This window comes from Burkholderia sp. Bp9143 (genome assembly GCF_003853645.1).
Lineage (GTDB): Bacteria > Pseudomonadota > Gammaproteobacteria > Burkholderiales > Burkholderiaceae > Burkholderia.
In genome coordinates, this window is record NZ_QTPO01000045.1 from 28,590 (window position 1) to 53,386 (window position 24,797).

27 protein-coding genes and 1 pseudogene are annotated in these 24,797 nt (G+C 67.3%); 16 read left to right on the forward strand and 12 right to left on the reverse strand.

The window, feature by feature from the left end:
• Window positions 1-50: 50 nt before the first annotated feature.
• On the forward strand, window positions 51-617 hold the full coding sequence (locus tag DIE23_RS28770; RefSeq protein WP_124615205.1) for a hypothetical protein: 567 nt from the start codon (window positions 51-53) through the stop codon (window positions 615-617).
• A 30-nt stretch (window positions 618-647) separates the two neighbouring features.
• On the opposite strand, the gene DIE23_RS28775 is transcribed toward DIE23_RS28770, so the two are convergent.
• Window positions 648-1,523, reverse strand: coding sequence for a LysR family transcriptional regulator (locus DIE23_RS28775; RefSeq protein ID WP_124615206.1), 876 nt, complete (start codon window positions 1,521-1,523; stop codon window positions 648-650).
• 161 nt (window positions 1,524-1,684) lie between these two features.
• On the opposite strand from DIE23_RS28775, the gene DIE23_RS28780 reads away from it, so the two are divergent.
• The 5 genes and pseudogenes from DIE23_RS28780 (at window position 1,685) to tam (ending at window position 4,803) form a co-directional block, all read left to right on the forward strand.
• Complete coding sequence (locus tag DIE23_RS28780; protein ID WP_124615207.1) at window positions 1,685-3,004, forward strand: DUF3422 family protein; 1,320 nt, start codon at window positions 1,685-1,687, stop codon at window positions 3,002-3,004.
• A 30-nt stretch (window positions 3,005-3,034) separates the two neighbouring features.
• Window positions 3,035-3,235, forward strand: coding sequence for a hypothetical protein (locus DIE23_RS28785; protein ID WP_124615208.1), 201 nt, complete (start codon window positions 3,035-3,037; stop codon window positions 3,233-3,235).
• A 3-nt stretch (window positions 3,236-3,238) separates the two neighbouring features.
• Window positions 3,239-3,353 (forward strand): annotated as a pseudogene (locus DIE23_RS40410) (putrescine ABC transporter permease PotI); the annotation flags it as partial.
• 172 nt (window positions 3,354-3,525) lie between these two features.
• Complete coding sequence (locus tag DIE23_RS28795; RefSeq protein ID WP_124615209.1) at window positions 3,526-3,960, forward strand: GNAT family N-acetyltransferase; 435 nt, start codon at window positions 3,526-3,528, stop codon at window positions 3,958-3,960.
• A 57-nt stretch (window positions 3,961-4,017) separates the two neighbouring features.
• Window positions 4,018-4,803, forward strand: coding sequence for a trans-aconitate 2-methyltransferase (gene tam / locus DIE23_RS28800; protein ID WP_124615210.1), 786 nt, complete (start codon window positions 4,018-4,020; stop codon window positions 4,801-4,803).
• Window positions 4,804-4,845: 42 nt separating this feature from the next.
• On the opposite strand, the gene DIE23_RS28805 is transcribed toward tam, so the two are convergent.
• On the reverse strand, window positions 4,846-5,436 hold the full coding sequence (locus tag DIE23_RS28805; protein WP_124615211.1) for a GNAT family N-acetyltransferase: 591 nt from the start codon (window positions 5,434-5,436) through the stop codon (window positions 4,846-4,848).
• 214 nt (window positions 5,437-5,650) lie between these two features.
• On the opposite strand from DIE23_RS28805, the gene DIE23_RS40415 reads away from it, so the two are divergent.
• Window positions 5,651-6,031 carry a hypothetical protein gene (locus DIE23_RS40415; protein ID WP_260436189.1) on the forward strand — a complete coding sequence of 127 codons (381 nt, stop codon included), beginning with the start codon at window positions 5,651-5,653 and terminating at the stop codon, window positions 6,029-6,031.
• Here the strand turns inward: DIE23_RS40415 and DIE23_RS28815 are convergent.
• From DIE23_RS28815 to DIE23_RS28830, 4 genes are all read right to left on the reverse strand, one after another.
• Entirely contained in the window at window positions 5,992-8,442 is a 2,451-nt protein-coding gene (locus tag DIE23_RS28815) for a phosphocholine-specific phospholipase C (protein WP_124615212.1), read from the reverse strand. The two genes, DIE23_RS40415 and DIE23_RS28815, sit on opposite strands and share 40 nt — an antisense overlap.
• Window positions 8,443-8,546: 104 nt before the next feature.
• The gene (locus DIE23_RS28820) at window positions 8,547-8,876 is read right to left on the reverse strand and encodes a hypothetical protein (RefSeq protein ID WP_260436190.1); all 330 of its coding nucleotides are present in this window, start codon (window positions 8,874-8,876) and stop codon (window positions 8,547-8,549) included.
• Window positions 8,852-9,532, reverse strand: a complete 681-nt coding sequence (locus DIE23_RS28825; RefSeq protein ID WP_124615213.1) for an HAD family phosphatase — start codon at window positions 9,530-9,532, stop codon at window positions 8,852-8,854. Before DIE23_RS28825 ends, DIE23_RS28820 begins: the two co-directional genes overlap by 25 nt.
• 31 nt (window positions 9,533-9,563) lie before the next feature.
• On the reverse strand, window positions 9,564-10,508 hold the full coding sequence (locus tag DIE23_RS28830) for a choline ABC transporter substrate-binding protein (RefSeq protein WP_124615214.1): 945 nt from the start codon (window positions 10,506-10,508) through the stop codon (window positions 9,564-9,566).
• A gap of 261 nt (window positions 10,509-10,769) precedes the next feature.
• Here DIE23_RS28830 and DIE23_RS28835 point away from each other — a divergent pair, with 261 nt between their 5' ends.
• From DIE23_RS28835 to DIE23_RS28845, 3 genes are all read left to right on the forward strand, one after another.
• Complete coding sequence (locus DIE23_RS28835; RefSeq protein WP_124615215.1) at window positions 10,770-11,450, forward strand: MgtC/SapB family protein; 681 nt, start codon at window positions 10,770-10,772, stop codon at window positions 11,448-11,450.
• Window positions 11,451-11,493: 43 nt separating this feature from the next.
• The gene (locus DIE23_RS28840; RefSeq protein ID WP_124615216.1) at window positions 11,494-12,261 is read left to right on the forward strand and encodes a DeoR/GlpR family DNA-binding transcription regulator; all 768 of its coding nucleotides are present in this window, start codon (window positions 11,494-11,496) and stop codon (window positions 12,259-12,261) included.
• Window positions 12,262-12,528: 267 nt separating this feature from the next.
• Window positions 12,529-12,933: a nuclear transport factor 2 family protein gene (locus tag DIE23_RS28845; RefSeq protein ID WP_124615217.1), complete on the forward strand. Its 405-nt coding sequence runs from the start codon at window positions 12,529-12,531 to the stop codon at window positions 12,931-12,933.
• A gap of 148 nt (window positions 12,934-13,081) precedes the next feature.
• Here DIE23_RS28845 and DIE23_RS28850 read toward each other — a convergent pair whose 3' ends face one another.
• The 3 genes from DIE23_RS28850 to DIE23_RS28860 form a co-directional block, all read right to left on the reverse strand.
• Window positions 13,082-14,563 (reverse strand): aldehyde dehydrogenase family protein, encoded by a 1,482-nt coding sequence (locus DIE23_RS28850; protein ID WP_124615218.1) that lies wholly within the window; start codon window positions 14,561-14,563, stop codon window positions 13,082-13,084.
• 22 nt (window positions 14,564-14,585) lie between these two features.
• On the reverse strand, window positions 14,586-15,536 hold the full coding sequence (gene speB / locus DIE23_RS28855; protein WP_124615219.1) for an agmatinase: 951 nt from the start codon (window positions 15,534-15,536) through the stop codon (window positions 14,586-14,588).
• Between the two features lie 167 nt (window positions 15,537-15,703).
• Entirely contained in the window at window positions 15,704-16,591 is an 888-nt protein-coding gene (locus tag DIE23_RS28860; protein WP_124615220.1) for a helix-turn-helix transcriptional regulator, read from the reverse strand.
• A gap of 199 nt (window positions 16,592-16,790) precedes the next feature.
• Between DIE23_RS28860 and DIE23_RS28865 the strand changes: the two genes are divergently transcribed.
• The 3 genes from DIE23_RS28865 to DIE23_RS28875 all read left to right on the forward strand — a co-directional run bounded on the left by DIE23_RS28865 (window position 16,791) and on the right by DIE23_RS28875 (window position 19,687).
• Window positions 16,791-17,135, forward strand: a complete 345-nt coding sequence (locus tag DIE23_RS28865) for a cupin domain-containing protein (protein WP_124615221.1) — start codon at window positions 16,791-16,793, stop codon at window positions 17,133-17,135.
• Between the two features lie 33 nt (window positions 17,136-17,168).
• Entirely contained in the window at window positions 17,169-18,629 is a 1,461-nt protein-coding gene (locus DIE23_RS28870; RefSeq protein ID WP_124615222.1) for an FAD-binding oxidoreductase, read from the forward strand.
• Window positions 18,630-18,766: 137 nt separating this feature from the next.
• Window positions 18,767-19,687 (forward strand): LysR family transcriptional regulator, encoded by a 921-nt coding sequence (locus DIE23_RS28875; protein WP_124615223.1) that lies wholly within the window; start codon window positions 18,767-18,769, stop codon window positions 19,685-19,687.
• A gap of 12 nt (window positions 19,688-19,699) precedes the next feature.
• Here the strand turns inward: DIE23_RS28875 and DIE23_RS28880 are convergent, their stop codons facing one another.
• The 3 genes from DIE23_RS28880 to DIE23_RS28890 all read right to left on the reverse strand — a co-directional run bounded on the left by DIE23_RS28880 (window position 19,700) and on the right by DIE23_RS28890 (window position 22,173).
• Window positions 19,700-21,097 (reverse strand): MFS transporter, encoded by a 1,398-nt coding sequence (locus DIE23_RS28880; RefSeq protein ID WP_124615224.1) that lies wholly within the window; start codon window positions 21,095-21,097, stop codon window positions 19,700-19,702.
• Window positions 21,098-21,426: 329 nt separating this feature from the next.
• The gene (locus DIE23_RS28885) at window positions 21,427-21,795 is read right to left on the reverse strand and encodes a hypothetical protein (protein ID WP_124615225.1); all 369 of its coding nucleotides are present in this window, start codon (window positions 21,793-21,795) and stop codon (window positions 21,427-21,429) included.
• Between the two features lie 21 nt (window positions 21,796-21,816).
• A complete protein-coding gene (locus DIE23_RS28890; RefSeq protein WP_124615226.1) occupies window positions 21,817-22,173 on the reverse strand; it encodes a helix-turn-helix domain-containing protein in 357 nt (118 codons plus the stop codon).
• 137 nt (window positions 22,174-22,310) lie between these two features.
• On the opposite strand from DIE23_RS28890, the gene gstA reads away from it, so the two are divergent.
• From gstA to DIE23_RS28905, 3 genes are all read left to right on the forward strand, one after another.
• Window positions 22,311-22,943, forward strand: coding sequence for a glutathione transferase GstA (gene gstA / locus DIE23_RS28895; RefSeq protein ID WP_124615227.1), 633 nt, complete (start codon window positions 22,311-22,313; stop codon window positions 22,941-22,943).
• An 83-nt stretch (window positions 22,944-23,026) separates the two neighbouring features.
• Complete coding sequence (locus DIE23_RS28900; RefSeq protein ID WP_124615228.1) at window positions 23,027-23,407, forward strand: hypothetical protein; 381 nt, start codon at window positions 23,027-23,029, stop codon at window positions 23,405-23,407.
• Between the two features lie 91 nt (window positions 23,408-23,498).
• Entirely contained in the window at window positions 23,499-24,791 is a 1,293-nt protein-coding gene (locus tag DIE23_RS28905; protein WP_124615229.1) for a TolC family protein, read from the forward strand.
• The last annotated feature ends 6 nt before the right edge of the window (window positions 24,792-24,797 follow it).

A 24,797-nucleotide genomic window follows, 5' to 3' on the forward strand; every position in this document is an offset into this window, starting at 1 on the left:
CGTTCGTGCGCCGCGCCGTACGCGGCGCCGGCCCTCGACAGGGAGAATCCATGTACCTCACGGAAGTAGTGCCCACCGTACGTCCGGCGAACGGCCGCGTGCATGTGGCGACGTTGCCGTCGGGCACTCAGCTTGCCCGGCAGTTGCGGGTGACGGTGCGCACGGCAGACGTGCTGCTGCGCCAGGCGATCCGGTTGCCGGATCGCCATCAGTGGTCGGTCGACCTCGACCGCGTCGACGCGGCCGGCGGCCCGCTGGCCGTCTGGGATTCGCACGTGACGCTGCGGATCGCGAAGGCGTTCGCGCCGTCGGTCGATGCGAACGCGCGCGCCGGCGATCCCGATCAGGTTGCGGTCGACATCCGGCTGTTGCTTCCGGAGCAGGCGTATCTGGGCGAGCAGCGCGTCGGCATCTTCGGCCGGCTGCACGGCAACCGGTTCGGCGCGACGCTGTCGGTGACGGCCGGATCGCAGTGGGGCGGCCGGCGCAAGGAATGCATTCCGCCGACCGGTCGGCACGTGCACGGCGGCACGCTGGAAGCGCTCGTCGACACGGTGGCGGGTATCGTCAACGCGGCCTTGCTCGCGGCCGGCCATCCGCGCCCGCGCGGTTCGTGATGAAGGAGGCGGCGCGCGCCCGAGCGTGGTTCAGGCGTCGCCGGTCTGGCCGGTTTGCCGCTGCAGGTCTTCCATCAACTGCTCCGCCATGAAGTCGCACGGCGGGCGTTTCGATTTCGTGCTGCGCGCGAGGATCAGCTCGAGCGGCGGCAAATCGGGCAGCCCGTGCGAGCGGCCGAGCATCGACAGTTGCGCGGGAATCGCGCAGCGCGCGAGCGGCGCGACCGCGAGGCCGGCCTCGACCATGCTGAGCAGCCCGAGCAGGCTCGGGCTTTCGTAGGAAGTGCGGAACGGCAGCTTCGCGCGTTCGAGGCTGCGGATCGCGTTCTCGCGCGCGACGCTGCCCGGCATGAACACGGCGATCGGCAGCGGCCGTTCTTCCCACACGCGCGGCCCGTTCGTCATCGCGGCCCACGCCATCGGTTCGTGGCGGATGAAGTCGCCGGACAGTCCCTTGATGCGCGTGCCGCACACGAGATCGACGGTGCCGTCCTTCAAGAGCGGCGCGAGCGCGCTGCTCGGCAGCCCCATCACCTGGATCTCGACCTTCGGGTAGGTCGCCGAAAACTTCTTCAGCACCGACGGCAGCAGCGACGATGCATAGTCGTCCGGCACGCCGATGACCACCTTGCCGGTCACTTCCGGCCGCACCACGGCCGCCCACGCCTCGTCGCGCAGCGCCAGCATTCGTCTGGCGAATCCCAGCAAGACCTCGCCTTCACGCGTCAGCACGATGCTGCGCGGCTTGCGCACGAACAGCGGCCGCCCGATCGCGTCCTCGAGGCTCTTGATCTGCATGCTCACGGCCGATTGGGAGCGGTTCACCGCTTCGGCGGCGCGGGTCATGTTGCCGGTTTCCGCGACGGCGACGACGGTGGCCAGCACGTCGTGATCGAGCATCTTCATCGGTATCAGGAAAACTGAACGTAACGATCAGCATTATGCGTTTTTATTGTCGCTGTGTGTCTGCCATAGTGGCATCGAGCCTGCCGTATCGTTCGATGCGGTGCGGCCATCACGCCGGCGTGCCCGGCACGCAGCGTTGAACAGGGAAGAGTGGTGTACCGATGATGGATCATCCGTTGCGCGCCGCACTGGCCGCGGAATTGCACGCCCGGCCGTTCCTGCGGCTCGCCGAAGCCGTGTCGCTCACGCACTACGCGATTTACGCGGACGGCCAGCCCGACATCCACGAAACGCTGCTGCACGCGCTGTGCCGCGACACCGGCATTGCCGTGCCGCAGGACGGCGCGACCCACTACGCGGTGCAGTCGCCGTGCGGCTGGCACCTGAAGTGGGAACGCCACACCGAATTCTCGACCTTCACGTTCGTCGCGCCGCGTCGCGACACCGGCTATTTCGACGATCTCGCGATCGAAGGGATCCCGGCCGCGTGGTTCGCGCGGCTCGCGGGCATCCGCTTCGTCGCGGTGCGCATGGAGTTGCTGTCGGGGGACGCCGCGCGGCTCGTGTGCGGCGACCTGCGCCGCTGGATCGACGGGCCCGCGCTCGTCGGCAGCAGCGTGCTCGGCGGCGGCAAGGTGTTCTGCGACTGGCACGTGCGCGACGACGGCTTCATGCGCTTTCTCGTCGTCGACGAGGATTTCCGCGAGGAGCAGGGCGGCCGCCTGCTGCAGCGCCTCTATGAAATCGAGACGTACCGGATGATGGCGCTGCTCGCGTTGCCGGTCGCGCGGCGGATGAGCCGCGAACTCGACGAGATCCACGCGGCGCTGCATGCGCTGATGCAGCGGATGGACGCGAGCGGCGCCGACGGCGACGACGCGGCCCTGCTCGTGAAGCTCACGCATCTCGCGGTGCGGGTCGAGGCGCTGTCGGGGTCCGGCGGCCGCTTCAGCGCGTCGCGTGCATACGAAAAGCTCGTGCTGGCGCGCATCCAGGAACTGCGCGAGGAGCGCATCGAAGGGATGCCGACGATCGCGGAATTCATGGAGCGGCGCTTCGCGCCGGCAATGGAAACCTGCCGCAGCGTGTGGGCGCGCCACGAGCAGATCGCCGCGCGGATCGCGCGAGCGGTCGACCTGCTGCGCACGCGCGTGAATCTCGCGCAGGAAAAGGACGTCACGCGCCTGCTGGCGGGCATGGAGCGCACCGCGCGCAATCAACTGCATCTGCAGCACGCGGTCGAAGGGCTGTCGGTGGCGGCCATTTCGTACTACGTGCTGTCGCTGGCGACCGCGGCGTTCAAGGCGCTGCACGTGATGAACCTGCCGGTCGATCCCGAACTGGCGGAAGGCCTGCTGATCGCGCCGGTCGTGTTCGCGGTGATTCACATCACGCGGCGCACGCGCGCGCAGCTCGCGCGGTCGGAGGCCGCGCATGACGGTGCGCCCGTGCAGGCGGCGGCGTTGAAACAGGCAAATTAGAAGATCGACAACATATCAAAAGGAGTGGAGATGACTTTTACGCAAACGCAACCTGAGTTTTTCACTGGCCTCGACGCATTCGACGAACCGGTGTGGAATCAAGCCGGCGCGCCGGAAGAGGCGCACGTGACGTCGTATCAGGCCGTGCTGCAGGAGCCGATGACATCGCTCGTTGGCAACACGATCGATCGGCCGGATGTCGCTGCGGTGGCGATTCTCGGGTACAACTGACCGGCCCCGCTGTTCATCACGGCGGTGACGATCGGCGCGATCGTCATGAACCCTGATGATGATCGCGCGCGTGCAGCGTCGAGTCGCCGACATGAAGGCGGCGTTCGCGGCGGCCTGAGCGGGTCCATGCATGACGAAACGGCGGGGGCGTGATGCGCCCGCCGATTGTATTGGTTCATGATCGGCGTGGCTCGGCATGGCGACGTGCAGCCGGCGGACGCGCTATAGTCGTGCGAAGCCCGCCGAGGACGTTGCACATCCGGCGGCTCCTTCACGCACGCCGCCATTCCATGACCGCGCATCCCGCCGTTTCCCTTCAGCTGACCGACACCGAGCAGCCTGCCGCCCGCGACTTCATCGGCCGCAAGCTCGGCGAATTCAACCACGCGATGACGGGCCGCAGCGACACGGCGGCGCTCGACGTCTACGTGACCGATCCCGCGACCGGTGAGGTATTGGGCGGTCTCACCGGCCGGACGTCGCTGGGTCTCTTCTTCATCGACCTCTTTTACCTGCCGGAATCGCTGCGCGGCGGCGGCTTTGGCAGCAGGCTGCTGCGCGAGGCCGAAGCGGAAGCGAAGCGGCGCGGCTGTGCCCGCGCGGTGCTCTACACGATTACGTTCCAGGCGCCGGATTTCTACCGGAAGCACGGCTACGAGGCGTTCGGCGAAGTGCCGTGCGAGCCTGAAGGGACGGCCCGCGTGTTCATGGTCAAGACGCTTTGAGCGCGCCTGCGTGACATCGCCGCACCGACGCCGTCCACGCCAACGAGGAGGCATACCGTGACGACCCCACTCGATCAATACGCCAGACAGTACGTGCGATTCGAAGACGAACGCACGCGTCCCGTCCGCGACTTGCTGGCCGCGGTGCCCGATACGCCGATCCATACCGCGATCGACATCGGCTGCGGGCCCGGCAACTCGACCGAGGCGCTGATCGCGCGCGCACCGGACGCGACGGTGCGCGGGATCGACGCATCGCCGGACATGATCGCGGCCGCGCGCAAGCGCCTGCCCGCGCTGCGTTTCGATCTCGCGGATGTCACCACGTGGGACGATCCGGGCGGCTATGACCTGATCCTGTCGAACGCGGTACTGCAATGGGTGCCCGCGCACGACACGCTGTTTCCGTCACTCGTCGGCCGGCTCGCGCCGGGCGGCCATCTCGCGGTGCAGATGCCCGACAACCTCGACGAACCGGCTCACCGATTGATGCGCGAAGTCGCCGCGGCCGGGCCGTGGGCGGACACGCTGAAGAATGCGGCGCGCACCGAGCGGTTCGACGCGCGGTATTACTACGCGCTGCTGTCGCCGTCGTGTTCGCGGGTCGATGTATGGCGCACGACCTACTACCATCCGTTGAGCGGCGGCGCCGATGCGGTCGTCGAATGGTTCAAGGGCAGCGCGCTGCGGCCGTTCCTCGCGGCGCTGAACGACAGTGAGCGCGACGCGTTCGTCGCGCGCTATCGCGAAGCGCTCGCCGGTCCGAACGGTTATCCGGTGTTCGAGGACGGCACCGTGCTGCTGCCGTTCCCGCGCCTGTTCATCGTCGCGACGCGGAAATAAAGCGGCAGCACGACCGGCGTCGAGGCGGCAGGCTGTCGCACGTCAGGGCAGCGGCCGCATCGATTCGGGATCGACCGTGCGGCTCTTCGCGGTCTGCCCGTCGCGCAGATCCTTGTACCAGAAGAGGGCGACTTCCCCGTCGTTCGCGCCGTCGGCGTACAGGAAGCGGTCGTGGCCGCCCACGACGAAGCCCGCCCGCGCGTACGTGCAGCAGGCCGCGACGTTGTTCGCCTGCGTTTCCAGCCGCATGAAGCCGAACCCGCGGCTGCGCGCCCATGCTTCCGCGGCGGCCAGCAGGAACTGGCCGATCCCTTGCCGCCGGCAAGCGCGGTCGACCGCGAGTTCCGCGATCTCGGCCATCCCGTTCCAGCTTTCGGTGATCGCGACGAATCCAGCGAGGCGCCCGCCCGCGCTCGCGCGGAACAGCGCGGTGCCGCCGGATGCCTCGCGCGCCCAGCCGGCCGGGTCGAAGCCGTAGTCCTTGCGTCGCACGGGCAGCGCGCGCAAGTCGAGCAGATCCTGGTACGGCGCATTCAGCTCCCACGCGATCTCGAACGAAAAGTCGCATCCGTTCAGTTCGTCGGCGGGCAGATCGACCGCCTGTTCGATGCTGATGTGCTCGGCTCGGTCCATGTGTCGGTGTCCTGTCTTCAGCGGGATTGCCTGGTCTTCCCCCGGGCGAGCGCCGCCGCCTTGCGGCGAGCCGGATCGCGCCCGTTCCTGTTCTTGAATTGCTGCGCTCGCGCAATGCCTTCCCCCGCGGCGCCGTTCAACGCACGATTATGCGGGATATCGGCGCGGACGCTGCCGCGCTTGGGCTGGCGGTGCGAGATCGCCGATCCCGGCCGTGTTCGCCGCCGGCATCCGGCCGGGCGTGCGGGAATCGGAGGCTTCCGCGCTGGAGTCGAGCGTGCTCAAGGCGCTCGGGATGGACCGCATCCGGCATCCGGTCATCGTTCGCTTCGGTGAGAACATGCCGCGCACGTTCAAGGAGCGCTCGGTCGCCGACCGGGAACGCGCCGACGACGACATCTTCTTCGTCGATCTCGGCGTCGTATGGGGCAGGCACGAGGGCGACGCGGCCGTTCGGCGCGGCGTTTTACGAAGACGTGCTCGTCCGAGGTTGAGACCTGGCGCGAGCAGGGCGCCGGGCGACGCGCGCCGTGGACGCGCGCCGCCAGACCCTCGTCAGATGCTGATCGCGACCGGGCCTGCCAGCGGCGTGTAGCCGTCGTCGAACAGGAACCACGCATCGTACTGGCCCGACGCCAGCGCGCTGTTCGCCGTCGACGAGAACAGCAGCGAGCCCGTGCTCTTCGGCAGGTACGCCCACGACTTGTAGCCGCCCTTGGTCGGCTGCGCGCCGCGTGCGTAGATACCAACCCAGTTCTTCGGGCTGTGGCGCCACGGCGGCACGACGTAGTCGAACCGCAGCGTGCCGTACGACGACCCCTGCGACGACAGCGCGGGCACGAACTTCCCGTTCGTATTGCCGATCGCCGAATCGGTCAGCAGCGTGCCCGCCAGCGCCTGCACGCAGCCGGCCACGCGGCGCAGGAAGTCCGGATCGTTCGCGTCGCGAATGCTCGCGTCGTACCAGCCGGCGTCGCCGTACCACGTGACGGCCTGCGTCGCACCGGCCGGCACGGTGACCGATTGCGGCGTGTTCATCCCGTACGCGTTGTCGACGAGCTGGAACGTCGTCGCGCTCGACCCGGCGGTGTTGTCGAGCGTGATCTGCACGTTGCCGTTCTGCACGTCGTAACAGAGGCTCACTTCGGCCGGCGATCCCGTGTTCCCCGACGCGCCGATGGTGCCGCGAAACGTCTGCAGGAATCCGTTCGGCCCGTAGACCGAATAGTCGTAGCCGCCGGCCGAATTCAACGCGAGTGAATCGGAGAGGGTCGTGCATGCATTTGCGCCGGCGCCGATCGTGTATTGCCGCGGGATCGTGCCGGTGCCGTCGACCCATGCCTGCAGATGCACGCCGGCCGTGCCGGTGTTGGTCATCGTCAGCGCGAGCGTCTTGCCGGATCGGCTGACCTTGCCCTGCACGAAGAACTCGTACGGCAGCCGGCATGCGGCGTTGCGGCCGGTCGCCTGCGCGGGCACCGCGGTGGTGGTGGCCGGCGGGATGATGACCGTCCAGCCGTTCGGGTCCATGTTGCTGGCCGGGCTCGGGATCGCCGGTACCGTCTGGTCGGGATGCGTGAAGTCGAACGCCGACGTGAGATCGCCGCACACGGTGCGCCGCCACGGCGTGATGTTCGTTTCCTGCAACCCGAACCGCGCTTCCAGGAAGCGGATCACCGACGTGTGATCGAACACCTGAGAATTGACCTTGCCGCCCTTCGACCAGGGCGAGATCACGAACATCGGCACGCGCGGGCCGAGGCCGATCGGCACGTCGCCGCTGGCCGAGCCGTCGGATGCCGCGCCGCTGCCGCCGACGAATTCGGCCGCGGTCGAGACCGTCGACTGGCCGGTGCCCGCATACGTGCTGGACGGCACGGCCGGCGGCACGTGGTCGAACAGGCCGTCGTTCTCGTCGTACATCACGAGCAGCACCGTGCTGGCCCAGACCTTCGGGTTCGACGTCAGCACGTTGAGGACGTTGCTCACATACCATTCGCCACCGCTCGCGGCCCACGACGGGTGTTCGCAGTACGCATACGGCGCGGCGATCCACGCTACCTGCGGCAGCGTGTCGTTCGTGACGTCGGCCTGCAGCTGGCTGAACAGGCGCGTGTCGTATTCGGTGCCGCCGCCCGTCGGGTCGATCTGCGTGCCGTTGAGCGCTGGCGCGAGCGGATCATTCGCGCCGAGGTTCTGATATTGCTTGAAGTTGAGGATGACGTTGTCGCCGTAGTTGCCGTTCCACCAGAGATCCTTGCTGGAGCCGTTGTACTCGCCGTAGCCGTGGCCGGCGTCGAGCCCGTTGCCCTTGTCCTGATAGAACTTCCACGTGACGCCGGCCGCGTTCAGCCGTTCCGGCATCGTGGTCCAGCCGGTGCCGGTCATCGTGTTCGTCGTGTACGGCGCGTAGCCGGGCACGTTGCCGCAGCAGCCGGTCCAAAGATACAGGCGGTTCGGGTCGGTCGGCCCGAGCATCGAACAGTGGTAGCTGTCGCACACGGTGAAGGCGCTCGCCAGCGCGTAATAGAACGGGATGTCGTTCTGCGTGAAGTAGACCATCGTGCCGCTGGTCTTCGCGCCGGCCCAGTTGTCGTAGCGGCCGTTGTTCCATGCGCTGTGCGTGCCGCTCCAGCTGTGATCGAGGTCGCCGTAATAGGTGTCGCCGTTCGCGACGCCGGCCGGCGGCGTCGGGTTGAACGGAAACACGTACGACAGCAGCCACGGCTGGCGCCAGACCGGATAGCCGCTCGAGATCACGACCGGGCGCGGATCGCCGAAGCCGCGCGCGCTGCGCAGCGTGCCGAGGTAGTGGTCGAACGACCGGTTTTCCTGCATCAGGATCACGACGTGCTTCACATCCTGAAGCGTGCCGGTGACGGTCGCGGCGGGAATCGACTGCGCGCGCAGGATGCTTTCGGGCAGCATGCCGGTGACGGCCGTGGCACCCGCGAGCTTCAGCGCATCGGCCAGGAACTGACGTCGTGTCGTGGATTTTTTTTGCATGATCGCTCTCTGTCATGAGTGGCCGGCCGGACTGGCCGGACGCCGCCGCGCTTTACGCGCCGCGCGTTGCAGCGGCAGTCACGCCGGACATGGGCAGGTGCCCGTCAGTGGCAAGCAGTGGCGCAGTGCAGGACCGGCGTGGAAGCCGGGCCCGATGCCGATGCGCGGTTCGCGGCGAGATTGCCGGCGGTGCCGGAATCGCCATCGCCGCAACCGGCCAGCGCGCAGAGGAGTGCGATCATGAAAGCGCCGCGCCAGTGCGGAAAGCGGCTTTCCGTACCGGCGGGCGGAGCGAGATTGTCCTGACCCGGATCGAGTCGGAATCCTGAGTGATTGCGATGCGTCGTGCCTGTTCCTGATTTCATTGCCCCTCCTGACATGAAATGAACGGCGGAGAATATCGCCCGAATCAGAACAACTTCATGACAGGCCATCCACGCGTACCGGCGACGTGCGACAGCCGGGCATCGGGATTGGTCGCGACCGGATGCGTGACGTAGTCCAGCAACGGCACGTCGTTGATCGAATCGCTGTAGAAGTAGGTCCGTTCGAAATCCGATGGCATATAGCCGAGCGAATCGAGCCATGCGTTGGTGCGCACGACTTTCCCTTCGCGAAAACTCGGCACGCCGACGCTGCGGCCGGTGAACTTGCCGCCCGGCGTGCCGTCGTCGGTATCGAGCTCGATGCCGAGCAGATGCTCGACACCAAACTCGGCGGCGATCGGCCCCGTCACGAACACGTTGGTCGCGGTGACGATGCAGCAAAGATCGCCGTTCTCGCGATGACGATCGACCAGCGCGCGCGCTTGCTGCGTGATGGCCGGCCGGATCACCTCGTCCATGAACTGCGCGTGCCAGCGTTCGAGTTGTGCCCGCGGGTAGCGGGTGAGCGGCGCCAGCGTCACCGCGAGATACGCGTCCATGTCGAGCGTGCCGGCCGCGTAGTGGCCGTAGTGCTCGTCGATCAGCGCCGCGTGCGTGTCGTCTTCCAGCGAGCCGACCCGGGTGATGAAGCGGCCCCAGGCCTGGTCGCTGTCGAGCGGCAGCAGCGTGTGATCGAGATCGAACAGCGCGAGATTCTTGTGCATGTCAAAGTCCTGGTATTGCTAGCGTGCGCGCTTACGCGCCGATGAGTTTCTCGATCGCGTCCTTCGCGTTCTTCCCGTCGATCGTCGTGACGCCGTCGAGCCACTTCGAGAGCGCGCCCGGGTTTTTCCGAGCCCATTCCTTCGCGACCGCGACCGGATCCGCGTGATTCATGATCGGCACCATCAGCTGGTTCTCTTCGTCGGTCGTGAATTTCAGGTTGGTCAGCAGCCGGCCGACGTTCGGGCAGCGTTCGAGGTAGCCGGGCGTGACGAGCGTGTAGACCTTTGCCGACCCGTAGTTCGGACCGAACACGCCGTCGCCGCCTTCCAGATAGGAAATCTTGTAGTTGATGTTCATCGGATGCGGCTCCCACGCCAGGAACACGATCATCCGGTGTTCCTGTACGGCACGCGTCACCTGGACCAGCATCCCGGCCTCGCTCGATTCGACGAGCTTGAAGCCGCCGAGCCCGAACTCGTTCTTGTCGATCATCCGCTGGATCAGCGCGTTGCCGTTGTTGCCGGCGCCGATCCCGTAGATCTTGCCGTCGAGCTGGTCACGGAATCTGGCGATGTCGGCGAAGCTCTTCAGGCCCTTGTCCGATGCGTATTGCGGGACGGCCAGCGTGTAGCGCGCGCCGACCAGGTTCGGCTGCGGCAACAGGTGCACGGCGCCGGCGTCGACGAACGGTTTCACCGTCGGCGTCATGCTCGGATCCCAGTAGCCGAGGAATGCGTCGATCTGTGCCTTCTTCACGCCGGCCAGCACGATCGGCGGCGACGCGATCGTCTTGCTGGCTTCGTAGCCGAGCCCGTCGAGCAGCATCATCGCGACGCCGGTCGTGGCCGCGATGTCGCTCCAGCCGACATCGCCGAGCGTCACCTTCTTGCAGACGTCGCTTTCGGATGCGTGGACGGGCGCCGTCGCGATCGACGCGAGCAGCATTGCGGTCAGCATCCATGCCTTCTTCATCATGTGGGTCTCCTAAGCAAGTGTTCCGGATCGGGTTGCGTGAATGGTCCGACGGTCGATCGTATTGATCGGATGAAACGAACGAACTTGGGTCTAGCTGTGTGGTTTTTCGTAACGTATATTAGAACGCACAAATTCGCAAGTTCGCACAAAAATACAACCCGTGGCGAGTGCGGACCGTCAGCCGGACGAAAGCAAGACGAGTTGGGCGGCGGTCCGGGCGTGCCGCGTTTCATCAAGTCGGTCAAAGGAAGGAGACCTCGCATGATCAGTCAGATGGAAATCATTTCCCGCCTGTTGCTGGCCGCGCTGCTCGGCAGCATCATCGGCATCGAGCGCGAACGGCTGTCGTGGGCGGCCGGGTTGCGCACGCACATGCTGGTGGCCGTGGGTGCGGCGCTCGTGATGGTCGTGTCCGCGTTCGGCTTCGCGGACATCCAGGACGCGAAGAACGTGTCGCTCGACCCGTCGCGGGTCGCCGCGCAGGTCGTGTCGGGCATCGGCTTTCTCGGCGCCGGGTCGATCATGCTGCGCGGCGAGATCATCCGCGGGCTGACGACGGCGGCGAGCCTGTGGGTCGTCGCGGCGGTCGGGCTGGCGGTGGGCGGCGGCATGTACGTCGCCGCGATCGCCGCGACGGCGATCGTGCTGACGATCCTCGCGGGCCTGAAGCCGATCGAGAAACGCTTCTTCGCCGCGCGGCAGCGCTGGGGCGTGCGCATCCTCGCGAGCCGCGGCGCGGTGAAGCTGACGTCGCTGCAGGCGATGCCGGGCATCGACCAGGCGCGCATCGTCCAGTTCGTCATCGAGCAGGACGACGCGACGCCGGACGACGACCGCATCCACGTGGTGTTCTCGAAGATGACGAGCCGCGAATTCCAGGCGGTGCGTCAATCCCTGCAGACCCTCGTCGGCATCAAAGAGATGGAGGAAAGCGCCGCGTAGCCACGGTTCGAATACCATTGACGGACATTTCCGAGGACATCTCATGTGGCAAGAAGAGCGATATCAGAGGATCCGGCTTCTGTTATCGAAGATGCAGCGCGTCTCCACCGACCGGATCATGGCCGACCTGAACGTGTCGCGGGAAACCGTGCGCCGCGATCTCGTCGATCTCGAGGCGATGGGGGAGTTGAAGCGCGTGCACGGCGGCGCGGTGCAGGTGGGCGACGAAGCGCCGATCGCCGAACGCGCGCAGACGCACGTGAAGGCGAAGCAGGCGATCGCGCGCGCCGCGGCGCGGCTCGTCACGGGCTCGCAGACGCTGTTCATCGACGCGGGCACGACCACCACGCTGCTGGCCGAGGAACTGGCGAAGCTGTCCGGCCTCACGATCATCACGAACTCGATCGACGTCGCGTTGAAGCTGCGCTCGAGCGACCCCGGGCAGGCGAGGAACGAAACGATCCTGCTCGGCGGGATGATCGGCAGCCGCGCGGCCGCGACGGTCGGCGACGGGACGATCGCCGAGATCTTCCGCTATCGCGCCGATCTCGCGTTGCTGTCGCCGGTCGGCGTCGACCACGTGCGCGGCGCGACGAACTACGACCGGATGGAGACGGAAGTTGCCCGCGCGATGGTGACCAACGCGGCGGACGTCGCGATCCTGGCCGACTTCAGCAAGCTCGGTACGAACAGCCGGATCGGCTTTTGCGAACCCGCGCGGATCGGCACGCTCGTGACGGACCAGAAGGCGGAATCGGTCGACAGCTACAAGAGCATCAGGAAGGTCATCAGAAACATCGTGCTGTCCTGATGCGAGCCGCTGCGCGGAGACCGATCCGGCGCCGTGATCCCGCGCATCTGGAGCGAGCGTGCAAGAGCTTCTTCGCCAAGCGTGCGGCGCGGCGGGTCTCTGCTGACGAATACGTTAACGGGCCGTTGACGCCGACGTCGACATCGCGACGCCGCCCGATTGCTCGCGAACCCTAGGTGTGCCGCTCCGCGGTTCGACTATGCTGAATTGACTGCGGCCGGAACTCCGCGCCGCAACTCGGCGAACCGGTGATGGCGGGAGGGCGCGATGAGCGAGCAAAGCAACGTGCAACTGGTGCAGCAGGCATACGCGGCGTACGGCAGGGCGGATATCGACGGCGTGCTGCAGACGCTGTCCGACAGTGTCGACTGGTTCATCCCGGGGCCGGCCGACGTCGTCCCGTTCGTCGGCAGACGACATGGGCCGCAGGAGGTCGCGGCATTCTTCGCGGCGCTTGCATCGGCGCAGACCGCGGAACGGTTCGAGCCGCTCGAGTTCATCGCCAACGGCAACCGGGTCGTCGTGCTCGGCACGCAGCGCTGGCATGTCCACTCGACCGGGCGCACTTACGAGGACGACTGGGTGCACCTGATGACGATCGAAGGCGGGAAGATCGCGGCGTTTGTCGAGTATCACGATACCGAGGCCGAAGCGGCTGCACATCGACGGTGACGATGCCGCAGACGTGCCGGTCTGCCGTGCCCTGCGGTTTCGGCATCCGGTGCGGTTGGCTCGGCCCGCTGTGCCGCGGCGCCCCGTAAAAAAGGCGGCGCCGCCCCACTGGGCACGGCGCCACCAACGGCCCGACCGGCCGCCCTGGTCAATCGATCGCGCGCATCGCGTGGCGCAGTTCCTGGTAGCTGCGCAGGCCCGTCACGCCGAGTTCGCGGCCGATTCCGCTGAGCCCGAAGCCGCCCCAGCACACATGCGGGTAGATGAGCTGCGGCGCGTTGATCCACACGAGCCCGGCACGCACGCGCGCCTGGAACTGCTTCGCGACGTCCGCGTCGCGCGTCACGACGGTCGCCACGAGCCCGTAGCGCGTGTCGTTCGCGAGCGCGATCGCCTCGTCGTCGGTGCGGAACGACTTCACGCACGCGACCGGGCCGAATACCTCGTCGGTCCACAGCAGGTTGTCGGCGGCTGGCTCCGCGACCACGACGGGCGCCATGAAGAAGCCGTTGCCGCCGGCCTCGGCGACGCGCCCGCTGAACGCGACGCGCGCGCCGGCCGCGATGCCTTGCGCGAGCATTGCTTCCACGCGCGTGCGCTGCGCGGCCGAGATCATCGGCCCCATCGCGACCTGTTCGGTGGCGGGCGGCGCGACGACGAGCGCGCGCACGGCCGTCTCGAACGCGGCCATGAAGCTGCGATAGAGGCTGTCGTGCACGAGGATGCGCGCGGTGGCCGAGCACATCTGGCCCGCGTTCGTGAACGCGCCGGCCACGGCCAGCGACACCGCGACGTCGAGATCGGCGTCGTCGCGCACGATCAGCGACGACTTGCCGCCGAGTTCGAGCGTCACGCGCTTCATGTCCTCGGCCGCGGCCTGCATGACCTTGCGCCCGGCCGCCGTGCTGCCGGTAAACGAGATCTTGTCGATCAGCGGATGCGCGGTCAGCGCCGCGCCGACTTCGGCGCCACCGTTCACGACGTTGACGACCCCGTCCGGCACGCCGGCTTCGGCGATCAGGTCGAGCAGCGCGTGTTCGGTCGGCGACGTCAGTTCGGACGGTTTCATCACGACCGTGCAGCCGGCCGCGAGCGCGGGCGCGAGCTTCCACGCGGTCGTGACCATCGGGAAGTTCCACGGCATGATCAGCGCGGCGACGCCGACCGCGTCGTGGAAGCGTTCGGCCGCGACGGCGTCGCTCGGCAGCGCGACCGGCTCGGCCGCGAACAGCGCCGGGTTCTCGCACAGCGTCGCGTAATACGCGAACGTCGCGGCGACGTCGCCGACGTCGGCGTCGGCCTCGAATGGCGGCTTGCCGCTCACCTGCATCTGCAGCGCCGTGAGGCGCTCGCGGGTGGCTTCGACGCGCTCGGCGATCTTCGCGAGCAGGCGGCCGCGCTCCGCGGGCGGCATATCGCGCCAGCCGGCGAACGCGTCGCGTGCGGCGCGAGCCGCGGCGTCGACGTGCGCGGTCGTCGCGAATTCCTGCCAGCCGATCGTCTCGCCGGTCGATGCATTGAAGATCGGCGCGCCGGCTTGATCGGAATGCGTGCGCACGGGCTGGCCGGCGATGCGCGCGGCGGGCAGCACGATGGTCGCGGCGGAAGGGGAAAGCTCTGCGGTGGACATGGACGTTTTCCTGTCGATCGAATTAGCGATAGGCGACGCCCGGCATCACGCAGAGCATCTCGAACGCGAGGTTCGCGCCGACGAGCGCGGTGGTGCCGTTCGGATCGTACGGCGGCGACACTTCGACGAGATCCGCGCCGACGATGTTCAGCCCCTTCATCCCGCGAATGATCTCGAGACCCTGCTGCACCGACAGGCCGCCGATTTCCGGCGTGCCGGTGCCGGGCGCGAACGACGGGTCGAGACCGTCGATGTCGAAGCTGAGATAGACCGGCGCGTCGCCGACGCGTTCGCGCACCTGTGCCATCAGCGGCGCGAGCGACGTGTGCCAGCAGTCTTCCGCCTGCACGACCGTGAAGCCCTGCTGGCGGCACCAGTCGAAATCCTCCGCGTGATAGCCGGTGCCGCGCAGGCCGATCTGCGTGACCTTGTCGCATTGCAGCAGGCCGTCTTCCACCGCGCGGCGGAACGGCGTGCCGTGCGCGATCTTCTCGCCGAACATCGTGTCGTTCACGTCCGCGTGCGCGTCGACGTGCACCACGGCGACCTTGCCGTACTTCTTGTGCAGCGCGCGCAGGATCGGCCAGGCGATCGTATGGTCGCCGCCGAGCGTGATCGGCCGGCAGCCGTTCGCGACGATCTCGTCATACGCTTGCTCGATGCGGCGCACCGAATCCTTCAGGTCGTAAGGGTTGGTCGCGACGTCGCCGATGTCGGCGACCTGCAGCGAATCGAACGGCGCGGCGCGGGTGGCCATGTTGTACGGGCGCAGCAGCACGGACTCGGTCCGGATCTGGCGCGGGCCGAAGCGCGAACCCGAGCGGTTCGACGTGCCGAGGTCGAGCGGCACGCCGACGAAGCACACGTCGAGACCGTCGGTCGTGGCGGCCTGCGGCAGGCGCATCATCGTGGCGATGCCGCCAAAGCGCGGCATCTCGTTGCCGCCCATCGGCTGGTTCAGTTCGCGGTGCATGGGGCCGTCTCCTCTTTCGGGTGAAAAACGATCGGCCGATGGTAGAGGAGAACGCGGGCGCGAAGATCTTGAAGTCGCAACGTTTACATCGACGGGTCTCGATGCGAGTGGCGCCGCCGCATCGACGCGGCGCAACCATCAGCGAAGGCGGTCAGCGACCGATCGGGTCAGCCCGAGATCACGGACGGCGCATCGTCGTCTTCATGTGCCGCGGCAGAAGGAAACGCCGGCGCAGCCGAGCCCCATGCGGCGAGCTCGCGCTTCGTGCGCACGCCGAGCTTCGCGAATGCGCGCTTCACGTACGACTCGGCCGACGCGACGCGCACGCCGAGGATGTCGGCGGTCTCCGGCACGGTCTTGCCGGAGATCAGGTGCTTGCAGGTTTCGTATTCGCGCTTCGACAGCTTCACGCCGTCGGCCGCGATCCGCGCATCGAACTGCGCGAGCGGATGCACGTCGGGCATCGGGTGCGCGACGCGCCGCGCGGCGGTGGTGGACGCGTGCAGCTCGAGCAGCGGGAACAGCACGTCGCTGATGCTGCGAAAGCGGTTCATCTCGGCGAGCGTGAACGGCGGGCGGTCGCGGCCGCGTTCCAGCGCGATCGAATGCTGCGCATAGCGGGTGCCGCGCGCGAGCACGCATTCGTGGCCGATATGCACGTCGTCGAACAACCGCTGGCGGAATTCGCCGGGCGGGATCGCCGCGATGTCGCGCACGACCAGCATCGTGCCCGTCTTGCCGCGCAGCCCCGCGAACAGCGGGTCGCTGTCGAGAAAGCGCTCGTAGTAGAGCGTCATCACGTCGGAGATTTCGGCGGTCTCGGTGCCGATGCCGCTGCTGCCGATCCATTCGCAGCGGTAGCCGGTGGGCATCGTGCCGTCGACGCGCGAGCGTTCGACGTGCGCGACGTCGAGCGGCACCACGTCGTTGAGCAGTTGCGTGAGGCGCGGCACGAAGTGCGGCGTGCCGACCGTCTCGATCAGCTCGCCCAGCGCCTTGAACGACACGTTGAAGCGGTCGGTGTCGCGGTGGAAGGGGTTCACGTTGAGCAGCATGCGGTTCCCCCGGGTGAGAGCGGGCGCGATTTTAGCGGTTGCGGCCTGAAACGTCATTAAGGGCAAGTACCGGCGGGCGTCCTGCCGACCTGTTCGCCCCGGAAAACGCGGCTTGTCCCCCCCGAAGGGGGGCATACCGGGGCAGTGTAAATGAGTAACTTTGTCTCTGCTTTTTTCAATCACGAGACGAAAGATTCAGATGACCAAACTGATCAAGGACATCCTGCCGCTCGGCGCAGGCATTGGCGAATTCACGAAGCTCGATTTCGGCATGGACGAAAGCGACTGGCGCGCGGCCGAGGGCAAGAGCGGCAATTACCTCATCGGCTGGTGGGAAGGCAAGGTCGGCTCGGTGGAGTTCCCGGAAACGGCGGCTGACGAAGCGGTATGGCTCGTCGAGGGCCGGATCGCGCTGACCGACGTCGAAGGCAACCGCAAGGAATTCACGCCGGGCCAGGGTTACCTGCTGCCGGCCGGGTTCGCGGGCCGCTGGGAGACACTCGAGGACGCGAAGAAGTTCTACGTGCTCCTCGAAAAGTCGTGATGCAAGCCGGGATCACGCGGGATGGCTGGGATCATGGAAATGGAACTCAACGAAGCAACACAAGCCACACCGGCTAACGCGCACGCCGTGCGTCGCACGCCGGTCGCGCTGAGCGCCGCCGAGGCGCTCGCGAACACGAAGCTGTTCCCGTACTGGCTCGACAACCCGGCCGCACCGGCCACCGAGCCGGAACTCGTCGGCGACGTGACGGCCGACCTGCTGATCGTCGGCGGCGGTTTCACCGGGCTGTGGGCGGCCGTGCAGGCGAAGGAACAGATGCCGCACCTGAACGTGGTGCTGATCGAGGCCGGCAAGGTCGCGCACGGCGCATCGGGCCGCGCGGGCGGGATCATCTCGACGTCGGTGATGCACGGGCTGCCGAACGCGGTGCGCGTATTTCCGAACGACATCGCGCAGCTCGAGGCATTCGGCCACCACAACCTCGACGGCTTCGAGGCAACGCTGACGCGCTACGACATCGACGCCGACATCGAGTGGAACGGCGAGATGACGGTCGCGGTCGACCCCGGGCACATCGCACACCTAAAGGGCGACTACGACCTGCATCGCGAACACGGGCACGACGTCGTGCTGCTGAACCGCGAGGAAACGCTCGAGCAACTGAACTCGCCGCTGTTCGCGGGTGCGCTGTGGTCGCGCAACCGCAGCGGCATCGTGCATCCGGCGAAGCTCGCGTGGGGGCTCAAGCGCGCGGCGCTGTCGCTCGGCGTGAAGCTGTACGAGCACACGCCGCTCACGACCGTGACCGACGAAGGCGGCACGGTGTTCGTGACGACGCCGAAGGGCAGCGTGCGTGCGCCGCGCGTCGTGTTCGGCAGCGGCACCGCGAAGGTCGGCATTCCCGACATCAACCGCCGCGTGATGCAGGTGCGCGACCACGTGCTCGCGACCGAGCCGCTCACCGACGAACAGCTCGCGCGGATCGGCTGGAAGAATCGCCAGGGCGTGTACGACACGCGTACGCAGCTCAACTATTTCCGGCTGACGAAGAACAACACCATCATCTTCGGCGGGCTGGTCAGCTATCACTTCGACGGCGACCCGGAACCGCACCAGGACGGCCAGCGCGAAACCTACTACCGGCTCGCGGAGGCGTTCTACCGCACGTTCCCGCAGCTGAGCGACGTGCGCTTCTCGCACGCGTGGGGCGGACCGATCGACTACTGCTCGCGCGGCTCGGTGTTCGCGAAGCGCTATCTCGGCGACAAGGCCGTGTTCGTCGCCGGCTACACGGGCTTCGGCGTCGCGGCGAGCCGGTTCGGCGCGTTCATGGGGCTGAACATCCTGTTCGATCGCGACAGCCCGGAGCGCAAGCTCGACATCGCGAACCAGAGCCCGAGCTACATCCCGCCCGAGCCGATGCGCTGGGTCGCCGCGAAGATCACGTTCCATGCGTTCGACGGCGCGGATGCCGAAGGCGGCTGGAAGCGTGCGTGGATCAACGGGATCAAGGCGATGGGCTTCCCGATGTAGGCGCCGCGCGGTGTTGACGAGCGACGAGTAGGGCGTGCGCCGTTGCCGATGACGGCGCGCGCCCGGCAAGGTTCATCGGCGCAGACGGCTGGTGTCGCGCCGGCCCGACAACGCGCTCACGCGCAGCGGCTTGAAGCATGTTTTCGAATACCACCGATCTCGATCTTCGGCTCATCCGGGTCTTTCTGGCCGTCGTCGACGCGCGCGGCATCACGGCTGCCGAGGCCTCGCTCGGCGTGCGGCAGTCGACCATCAGCACGCAGCTCTCCGCGCTGGAAGCGCGCGTCGGCTTCAAGCTGTGCGATCGCGGCCGCGGCGGCTTTCGGCTGACGTCGAAGGGCGAACGCTTCGCGGCCACCGCGCGCACGCTCGTCGCGGCGACGTCCGAGTTCGTCGCGCGCGTGCGCGACATCGACCGCAAGCTGGTCGGCACGCTGTCGATCGGCCTGATCGGGCAGGCGCCGCTCGTCGAGAACGCGCGCCTTGCCGACGCGATCGGCGCATTTCGCAAGCGCGACCAGGCCGTCACGTTCTCGATGAAGGTCGCATCGCCGCAGGAACTCGAGGAAAGCCTCGTCAACAACCAGCTCGATCTCGCGATCGGCTATTTCTGGCATCGTGTGCCGGGGCTGGACTACACGCCGCTGTTTACCGAGGAACAGGTGATCTACTGCGGGCGCGGGCATCCGCTGTTTCATGCGTCGCGACCCGTGTCGGCCGACGACCTGGAGGCGCACGACTGGGTGTGGCGTACCTATCCGGTGCCGGAGGAGCAGTATCCGCTGCCGGAGCGCCGCGTGACCGCGAGCGCGGACAGCATCGAGGCCGCGACGATCCTGATCCTGTCGGGCGGCCATCTCGGCTACCTGCCCGCGCATTACGCGGAGCCGTTCGAGCAGCGCGGGCTCGTGAAGGCCGTCGGCCGCGCGACGTTCAGCTTCGACGTGCCGCTGCATCTCGCGATGAAGCGTAGCGCGAGCGAGAAGCCGATCGTCGCCGCGTTCCGTGAGGATCTGCTGCGTGCGTTCAACATCGACGCGATCGCGTTGGCCGCGTAGCAGGGCATCTGCTCACGCGTCGATGCGTTCGACCTTGCCGACCAGCAGCCCGTACGACAGGCTGCCCGCGAGCGCCATCGCGGCGATATAGGTGATCGCGCGCGAGAAGTCCGCGCCGTCGACGAGCAACCCGATCACGATCGGCGTCGCGATCGCGGATAGGTTGCCGATCAGATTGAACACGCCGCCCGTGAGGCCGAGCAGCCGCGCGGGCGCGAGGCCCGACACGAGCGACCACGTGATCGACGCGAAGCCGTTGCCGAAGAACGCGATCGTCATGAACGCGATCACCCAGCCCGTCGACGTGACGTAGTTCGCGCCGATGATGCAGGTCGAGATCAGCAGCCCCGAGATGATCGGCAGCTTGCGCGCGAAGCCCTGCGACGCGCCACGCCGCATCAGCCAGTCCGACAGCACGCCCGAGCACAGCACGCCGACGAACGCGGCGAGAAACGGCAGCGACGCGAGAAAGCCCGACTTGATGAAATCCATCCCGCGGTACTTGACGAGGTAGGTCGGGAACCACGTGAGGAAGAACCACAGCGTCGAGTTCAGCGCGAACTGGCCGAGATAGATGCCCCACAGCTTGCGCCGGCCGAGCACGACGCCGAGATCGCGCCACGTCGACGGCGTGCGCTCGGTGCGCGCGGCGATGCGGTCCTCGAGATCGACGAGGCCGCCGCCGTCGCGGATCAACGCGATCTCGGCCGCGTTGACGCCGCGAAACGCGCGCGGCTCGCGATACACCGCGTACCAGATTGCAGCCCACACGATGCCGGCGAGCCCGGTCGCGACGAACACCATGTGCCAGCCGAGATGCACCTGCAGCCACGCGAGCACGGGCGTGAGGAACGCGAGGCCGACGAACTGCCCCGACGTGTAGCCGCCGATCGCGCTGGCGCGCTCGCGGGTCGGGAACCACGTCGTGACCACGCGGTTGTTGATCGGGTAGGCCGGCGCTTCGAGCGCGCCCACCGCGAGCCGCAGCACGATCAGCCCGACGAATGAGCCGGCGAAGCCGAGCAGCAGCGTCGCGGCCGACCACAGCGCGAGTGCGCCCGCATACAGCACGCGCGGCGACACCTTGTCGACGAGCCAGCCGCCGGGGATCTGCATCAGCGCGTAAGTCCAGCCGAATGCGGAGAACACGAGGCCCGCGCGGACCGGGTCGATGTTCAGCTCCTTGAACAGCGCGGGCGCGGCGATCGACAGGTTGCTGCGGTCGAGATAGTTGATCACGACCGTGACGAACAGCAGTGCGAGGATGATCAGGCGTTTGCGGCTCGGCGGCGCGGTGCAGGCGGCAACCGCGGACGCGGACATGCGCGCGGCGGAATCGGGTGCGGCGTCGGCGCGCGCGTGCGGCTGCGCCGGCGGCTTGGCATGCGTGCGTGATGCGAAATGGGCCACGGTCGTCTCCTGTGTTCTGTGCCGGCAAGCACCCGCGTGGCGGGGCGGCCGCATCCAATGGCATTGGGCGAACGTTAGGGCCGTGGCGCAAAGCGCGTCAACATTTGAACAGGCATCCCTATTAATGGGACGTTGTGCGCTCAGTATGTGGGAAGGCACGGCGAAAGCGTGGTGAGCGCGGTCGCCGCGTCGCGGTTCAGCCGCGGTCGCTTCCTTCGCACTGCCCCAACCCTGTGCGCAACCGCCGCGCGGATTGCAATACACCACGTTCAGTCGCTGGAGCGGGGCAGGAAACGCATGTCGGTTGAAGGACAGTGGATGCGGCCGGCCTACGCGCTGGCGCTGTCGTCGCGATACCCGCTCTTGCCGTCGAAGATTTCCTTCAGTGCGGCGCGCAGCACGACGGGATCGTGTTCGCCGGGCGCGAGATGGATCACGTAGTGCGTATTGCCGTCGAGCCTCGCGGCGGTGCGTTCATCGAGTTCGACTTCGAGCGTGTCGCCCGTGAGGCGCACCGACAGATCCTTCACGTGCGCGGTGAGCTGGTCGAGCACCATCACCTCGATCGACGTTTCCTCCGGAAAGCGCAGCAGCGAGAAGCAATAGTTCTGCTCCGCGTCGTGGCAATAGATGTTCGCGCAGCTTTCGTCGTCGTCGATGTCGGACGTTGCCGCGCCGACGGTGGCGTGTAGTTCCATGATGTTTCTCTCGATGTGGGGTTATCGGGCCAGCGCGATTTCCGCTTCGGCCTCGCAGTGCGCATCGCGCGCCTTCAGCCACAGCCCGAATTCGCGCATGACCTCGACGACGGGCCGCAGCCGGTCGCCGTCCGCGGTCAGATCGTACTCGACGCGCACCGGCACTTCCGGATACACGGTGCGCCGCACGAAGCCGGCGTCCTCGAGCGCGCGCAGATCGAGCGTCAGCATCCGCTGCGAGATGCCCGGCATGTCGCGGCGCAGGTCGCTGAAGCGCTTCGGCCCGTCGAGCAGATACGACACGAGCAGCAGCCGCCAGCGGCCGCCGAGCATGCGCATCGCTTCTTCCACGGAACATCCTGTCGCACTCGTTTTCATGACTGCTGACCCTGGTCGGTAACTTTTTTGTGGCTACGGCACAAACGACTGCCGTCTTCTCATCGCTGCGCCGATGCGAGATATTAGCGCCCGCGTCGCGGCGAATCGAGAGTCGAACCCACCAACCAAGGAAACGCATGAAGCTCTATCACGCTCCCGGCAGCTGTTCGCAGGCAATCCGCATCGTGCTGCGCGAAGCGGACATCGATGCGCAGATCGTCAAGGTCGACGCGCGCAAGCATCGAATCGACGACGGCCGCGACTACTACGACGTCAACGAACTCGGCTACGTGCCGCTGCTCGAACTCGACGACGGCACGACGCTGCGCGAAGGACCGGTGATCGCGCAGTATCTCGCGGACCGGTGCCCGGAAGCGGGGCTCGCGCCCGCATACGGCACGCTCGCCCGCTACCGGCTGATGGAGTGGCTGAACTTCCTCGGCACCGAGATCCACAAGGGCTTCATACCGCTGCTGTACGCGGTGCAGGCGGGGAACTACGTGGACCCGGTGCGGCAGAAGCTCGACAGTCGGTTCGCGTGGATCGACCGGCAGCTCGGCGGCCCCCCGTACGTGACGGGCGACACGTTCACGATCGCCGATGCGTACCTGTTCGCGCTCACGGGCTGGGGCAAGGCCGACTGGATGCGCTCGGTGTACCACGCGGACATCGACCTGAGCCGGCATGCGAACCTGCGTGCGTGGTACGAGCGGGTGCGGGCGCGGCCGGCCGTGCAGCAGGTGCTGGCTGCGGACGGCCTGATCCGTTAGCGCGTGCGGACGGCTCCGGAGACGCTACGAAACCGTACATTTCGCCCCGCCACGCCGCAAACCGTCGCGCTATAATCGCCGCCATGAAACTGTTTCGGACCTTCATCCTGCTGCTGCTGTGCGCGGTGCTGCCCATCAGCGGGCTGGCAGCCAGCGGCCTGACCGGTGAATGTCCGATGCAGCACACGATGGCGATGGAGACGGACACGGGCATGACCCTGTCCGCCGACATGAGCGGCTGCGATTCGATGAAAGCATCGCCCACCGATCACGCGAAGGCCAAAGCGAAAGGCATGGCCTGCAAGGTGACGGCCCAATGTCAGTTCGGCAGTCTCTATCACCCGGCCGCGCGCACCGGCGTTAGCCGTCCCGCTGCATTCGCCAGCACGATCGTCTTCCACTACACGCAGTCCGTCCCGATCCGCGACCCGAACGGGTTGTGGCGCCCGCCCCGCATCAGCTGATCCCGATCTGACCGGTTCACCGCCGAGGCGGTGAGGTTCGTCCTGGATTCAGGACGTGGAATCCATTTGGGTTCCGACTTGGGGTTACACCATGTCATTCGATTTCTGCACGCCGCGCAGGCGGCGTGCGTGTCGGCGCGCGCCCATGCTCGGGGCGGCGCTACTGGTTGCGGGCGCCGCTCACGCGCAGCTGGCGCCCGTCACGCTGGACGCCGCGCTGCAGTCCGCCACCGATCATTCCGCATCGATGCAGGCCGCGCAGGCGTCGGTGCGTGCCAGTTCGGAGGCGGCCGTCAAGGCGGGCCAGTTGCCGGACCCGATGCTGAAGGCCGGCATCGACAACCTGCCGGTCAACGGCGGGCAGCGCTTCACCGTCGGCCAGGACTTCATGACGATGCGCCGCATCGGCATCGAGCAGGAATGGGTATCGGGCGACAAGCGGCGCTTGCGCTCGGCGCTCGCCAACGAACAGGTCGGGCGCGAGCGCGCCGGCTATCTCGCGCAGCTCGCCGGCGTGCGTCAGCAGACCGCCGCGGCGTGGCTGAACGCCATCTACGCGAAGCAGGCGCTTGCGCTCCAGCAGGCGCTGCTCGATCACATGAACCATGAGCTCGAGGCGACGAAGGCGTCGTATCGCGGCGCGAAGGCAAGCGCGGGCGACGTCGTCCAGGCCCGGGCCATGCTCGCGCAGACGCAGGACCAGCTGCTGAAGGCACAGCAGGTCTACCAGACCGCGCTCATCGCGTTGTCGCGCTGGACGGCCGTGCCCGTCGAGGACGTCACGGGAACGCCGCCGGCGGCGGAATCGTTCGTGTCGTCGTTGCCGCCGGACGAATTGCGGCTGGCGCAACCGGCGCTCATCACCGCGGCGGACGACATCGCGGTCGCCGAAGCCGATACCGCGGTGGCGAACAGCGAGCGCAGCCCGAACTGGACGTGGGAAGTCGCGTACCAGCAGCGGGGTGGCGCGTATTCGAACATGGTGTCCGTCGGCGTCACGATCCCGTTGCCGCTCAACCGCAAGAACCGGCAGAACCGCGACGTCGCCGAGAAGGCCGCGCTCGCGACGAAAGCGCGCCTGATGTACGAGGACACGCTGCGCCAGGTGCAGGCCGATATCCGCATGCAGTCCGCGACGCTCGCGAGCGGCCGCGCACGCATCGCGAACCTGGGCGACGCGCTGCTGCCTGCCGCGGAGCAGCGCGTGCAGCTGGCCAACGCCGCGTACCGGGCCGGCACGGGTTCGCTCGCCGACACCTTCGCCGCACGCCGCGCGCAACTTGATGCACAACTGCAGGTGCTCGATCTCCGGCGCGACGTCTCGCTGACCTGGGCCCAGCTCGAATACCAGGTCGTGCCGTCGACGCTGGCCGCCGCGCAATGAAGGAGA

Coding starts and splice junctions, on each gene's coding strand:
- DIE23_RS28840 (WP_124615216.1), top strand. CDS start 11,494: ATGTGGCAAGAAGAGCGATATCAGAGGATCCGGCTTCTGTTATCGAAG.
- DIE23_RS28885 (WP_124615225.1), bottom strand. CDS start 21,795: ATGGAACTACACGCCACCGTCGGCGCGGCAACGTCCGACATCGACGAC.
- DIE23_RS28830 (WP_124615214.1), bottom strand. CDS start 10,508: ATGATGAAGAAGGCATGGATGCTGACCGCAATGCTGCTCGCGTCGATC.
- speB (WP_124615219.1), bottom strand. CDS start 15,536: ATGCACCGCGAACTGAACCAGCCGATGGGCGGCAACGAGATGCCGCGC.
- DIE23_RS28850 (WP_124615218.1), bottom strand. CDS start 14,563: ATGTCCACCGCAGAGCTTTCCCCTTCCGCCGCGACCATCGTGCTGCCC.
- DIE23_RS28845 (WP_124615217.1), top strand. CDS start 12,529: ATGAGCGAGCAAAGCAACGTGCAACTGGTGCAGCAGGCATACGCGGCG.
- DIE23_RS28770 (WP_124615205.1), top strand. CDS start 51: ATGTACCTCACGGAAGTAGTGCCCACCGTACGTCCGGCGAACGGCCGC.
- DIE23_RS28860 (WP_124615220.1), bottom strand. CDS start 16,591: ATGCTGCTCAACGTGAACCCCTTCCACCGCGACACCGACCGCTTCAAC.
- DIE23_RS28870 (WP_124615222.1), top strand. CDS start 17,169: ATGGAAATGGAACTCAACGAAGCAACACAAGCCACACCGGCTAACGCG.
- DIE23_RS28785 (WP_124615208.1), top strand. CDS start 3,035: ATGACTTTTACGCAAACGCAACCTGAGTTTTTCACTGGCCTCGACGCA.
- DIE23_RS28865 (WP_124615221.1), top strand. CDS start 16,791: ATGACCAAACTGATCAAGGACATCCTGCCGCTCGGCGCAGGCATTGGC.
- DIE23_RS28780 (WP_124615207.1), top strand. CDS start 1,685: ATGATGGATCATCCGTTGCGCGCCGCACTGGCCGCGGAATTGCACGCC.
- DIE23_RS28890 (WP_124615226.1), bottom strand. CDS start 22,173: ATGAAAACGAGTGCGACAGGATGTTCCGTGGAAGAAGCGATGCGCATG.
- DIE23_RS28795 (WP_124615209.1), top strand. CDS start 3,526: ATGACCGCGCATCCCGCCGTTTCCCTTCAGCTGACCGACACCGAGCAG.
- DIE23_RS28905 (WP_124615229.1), top strand. CDS start 23,499: ATGTCATTCGATTTCTGCACGCCGCGCAGGCGGCGTGCGTGTCGGCGC.
- DIE23_RS28825 (WP_124615213.1), bottom strand. CDS start 9,532: ATGCACAAGAATCTCGCGCTGTTCGATCTCGATCACACGCTGCTGCCG.
- DIE23_RS28805 (WP_124615211.1), bottom strand. CDS start 5,436: ATGGACCGAGCCGAGCACATCAGCATCGAACAGGCGGTCGATCTGCCC.
- DIE23_RS28875 (WP_124615223.1), top strand. CDS start 18,767: ATGTTTTCGAATACCACCGATCTCGATCTTCGGCTCATCCGGGTCTTT.
- DIE23_RS28835 (WP_124615215.1), top strand. CDS start 10,770: ATGATCAGTCAGATGGAAATCATTTCCCGCCTGTTGCTGGCCGCGCTG.
- DIE23_RS28775 (WP_124615206.1), bottom strand. CDS start 1,523: ATGAAGATGCTCGATCACGACGTGCTGGCCACCGTCGTCGCCGTCGCG.
- DIE23_RS28900 (WP_124615228.1), top strand. CDS start 23,027: ATGAAACTGTTTCGGACCTTCATCCTGCTGCTGCTGTGCGCGGTGCTG.
- DIE23_RS28815 (WP_124615212.1), bottom strand. CDS start 8,442: ATGCAAAAAAAATCCACGACACGACGTCAGTTCCTGGCCGATGCGCTG.
- gstA (WP_124615227.1), top strand. CDS start 22,311: ATGAAGCTCTATCACGCTCCCGGCAGCTGTTCGCAGGCAATCCGCATC.
- DIE23_RS28820 (WP_260436190.1), bottom strand. CDS start 8,876: ATGGCCTGTCATGAAGTTGTTCTGATTCGGGCGATATTCTCCGCCGTT.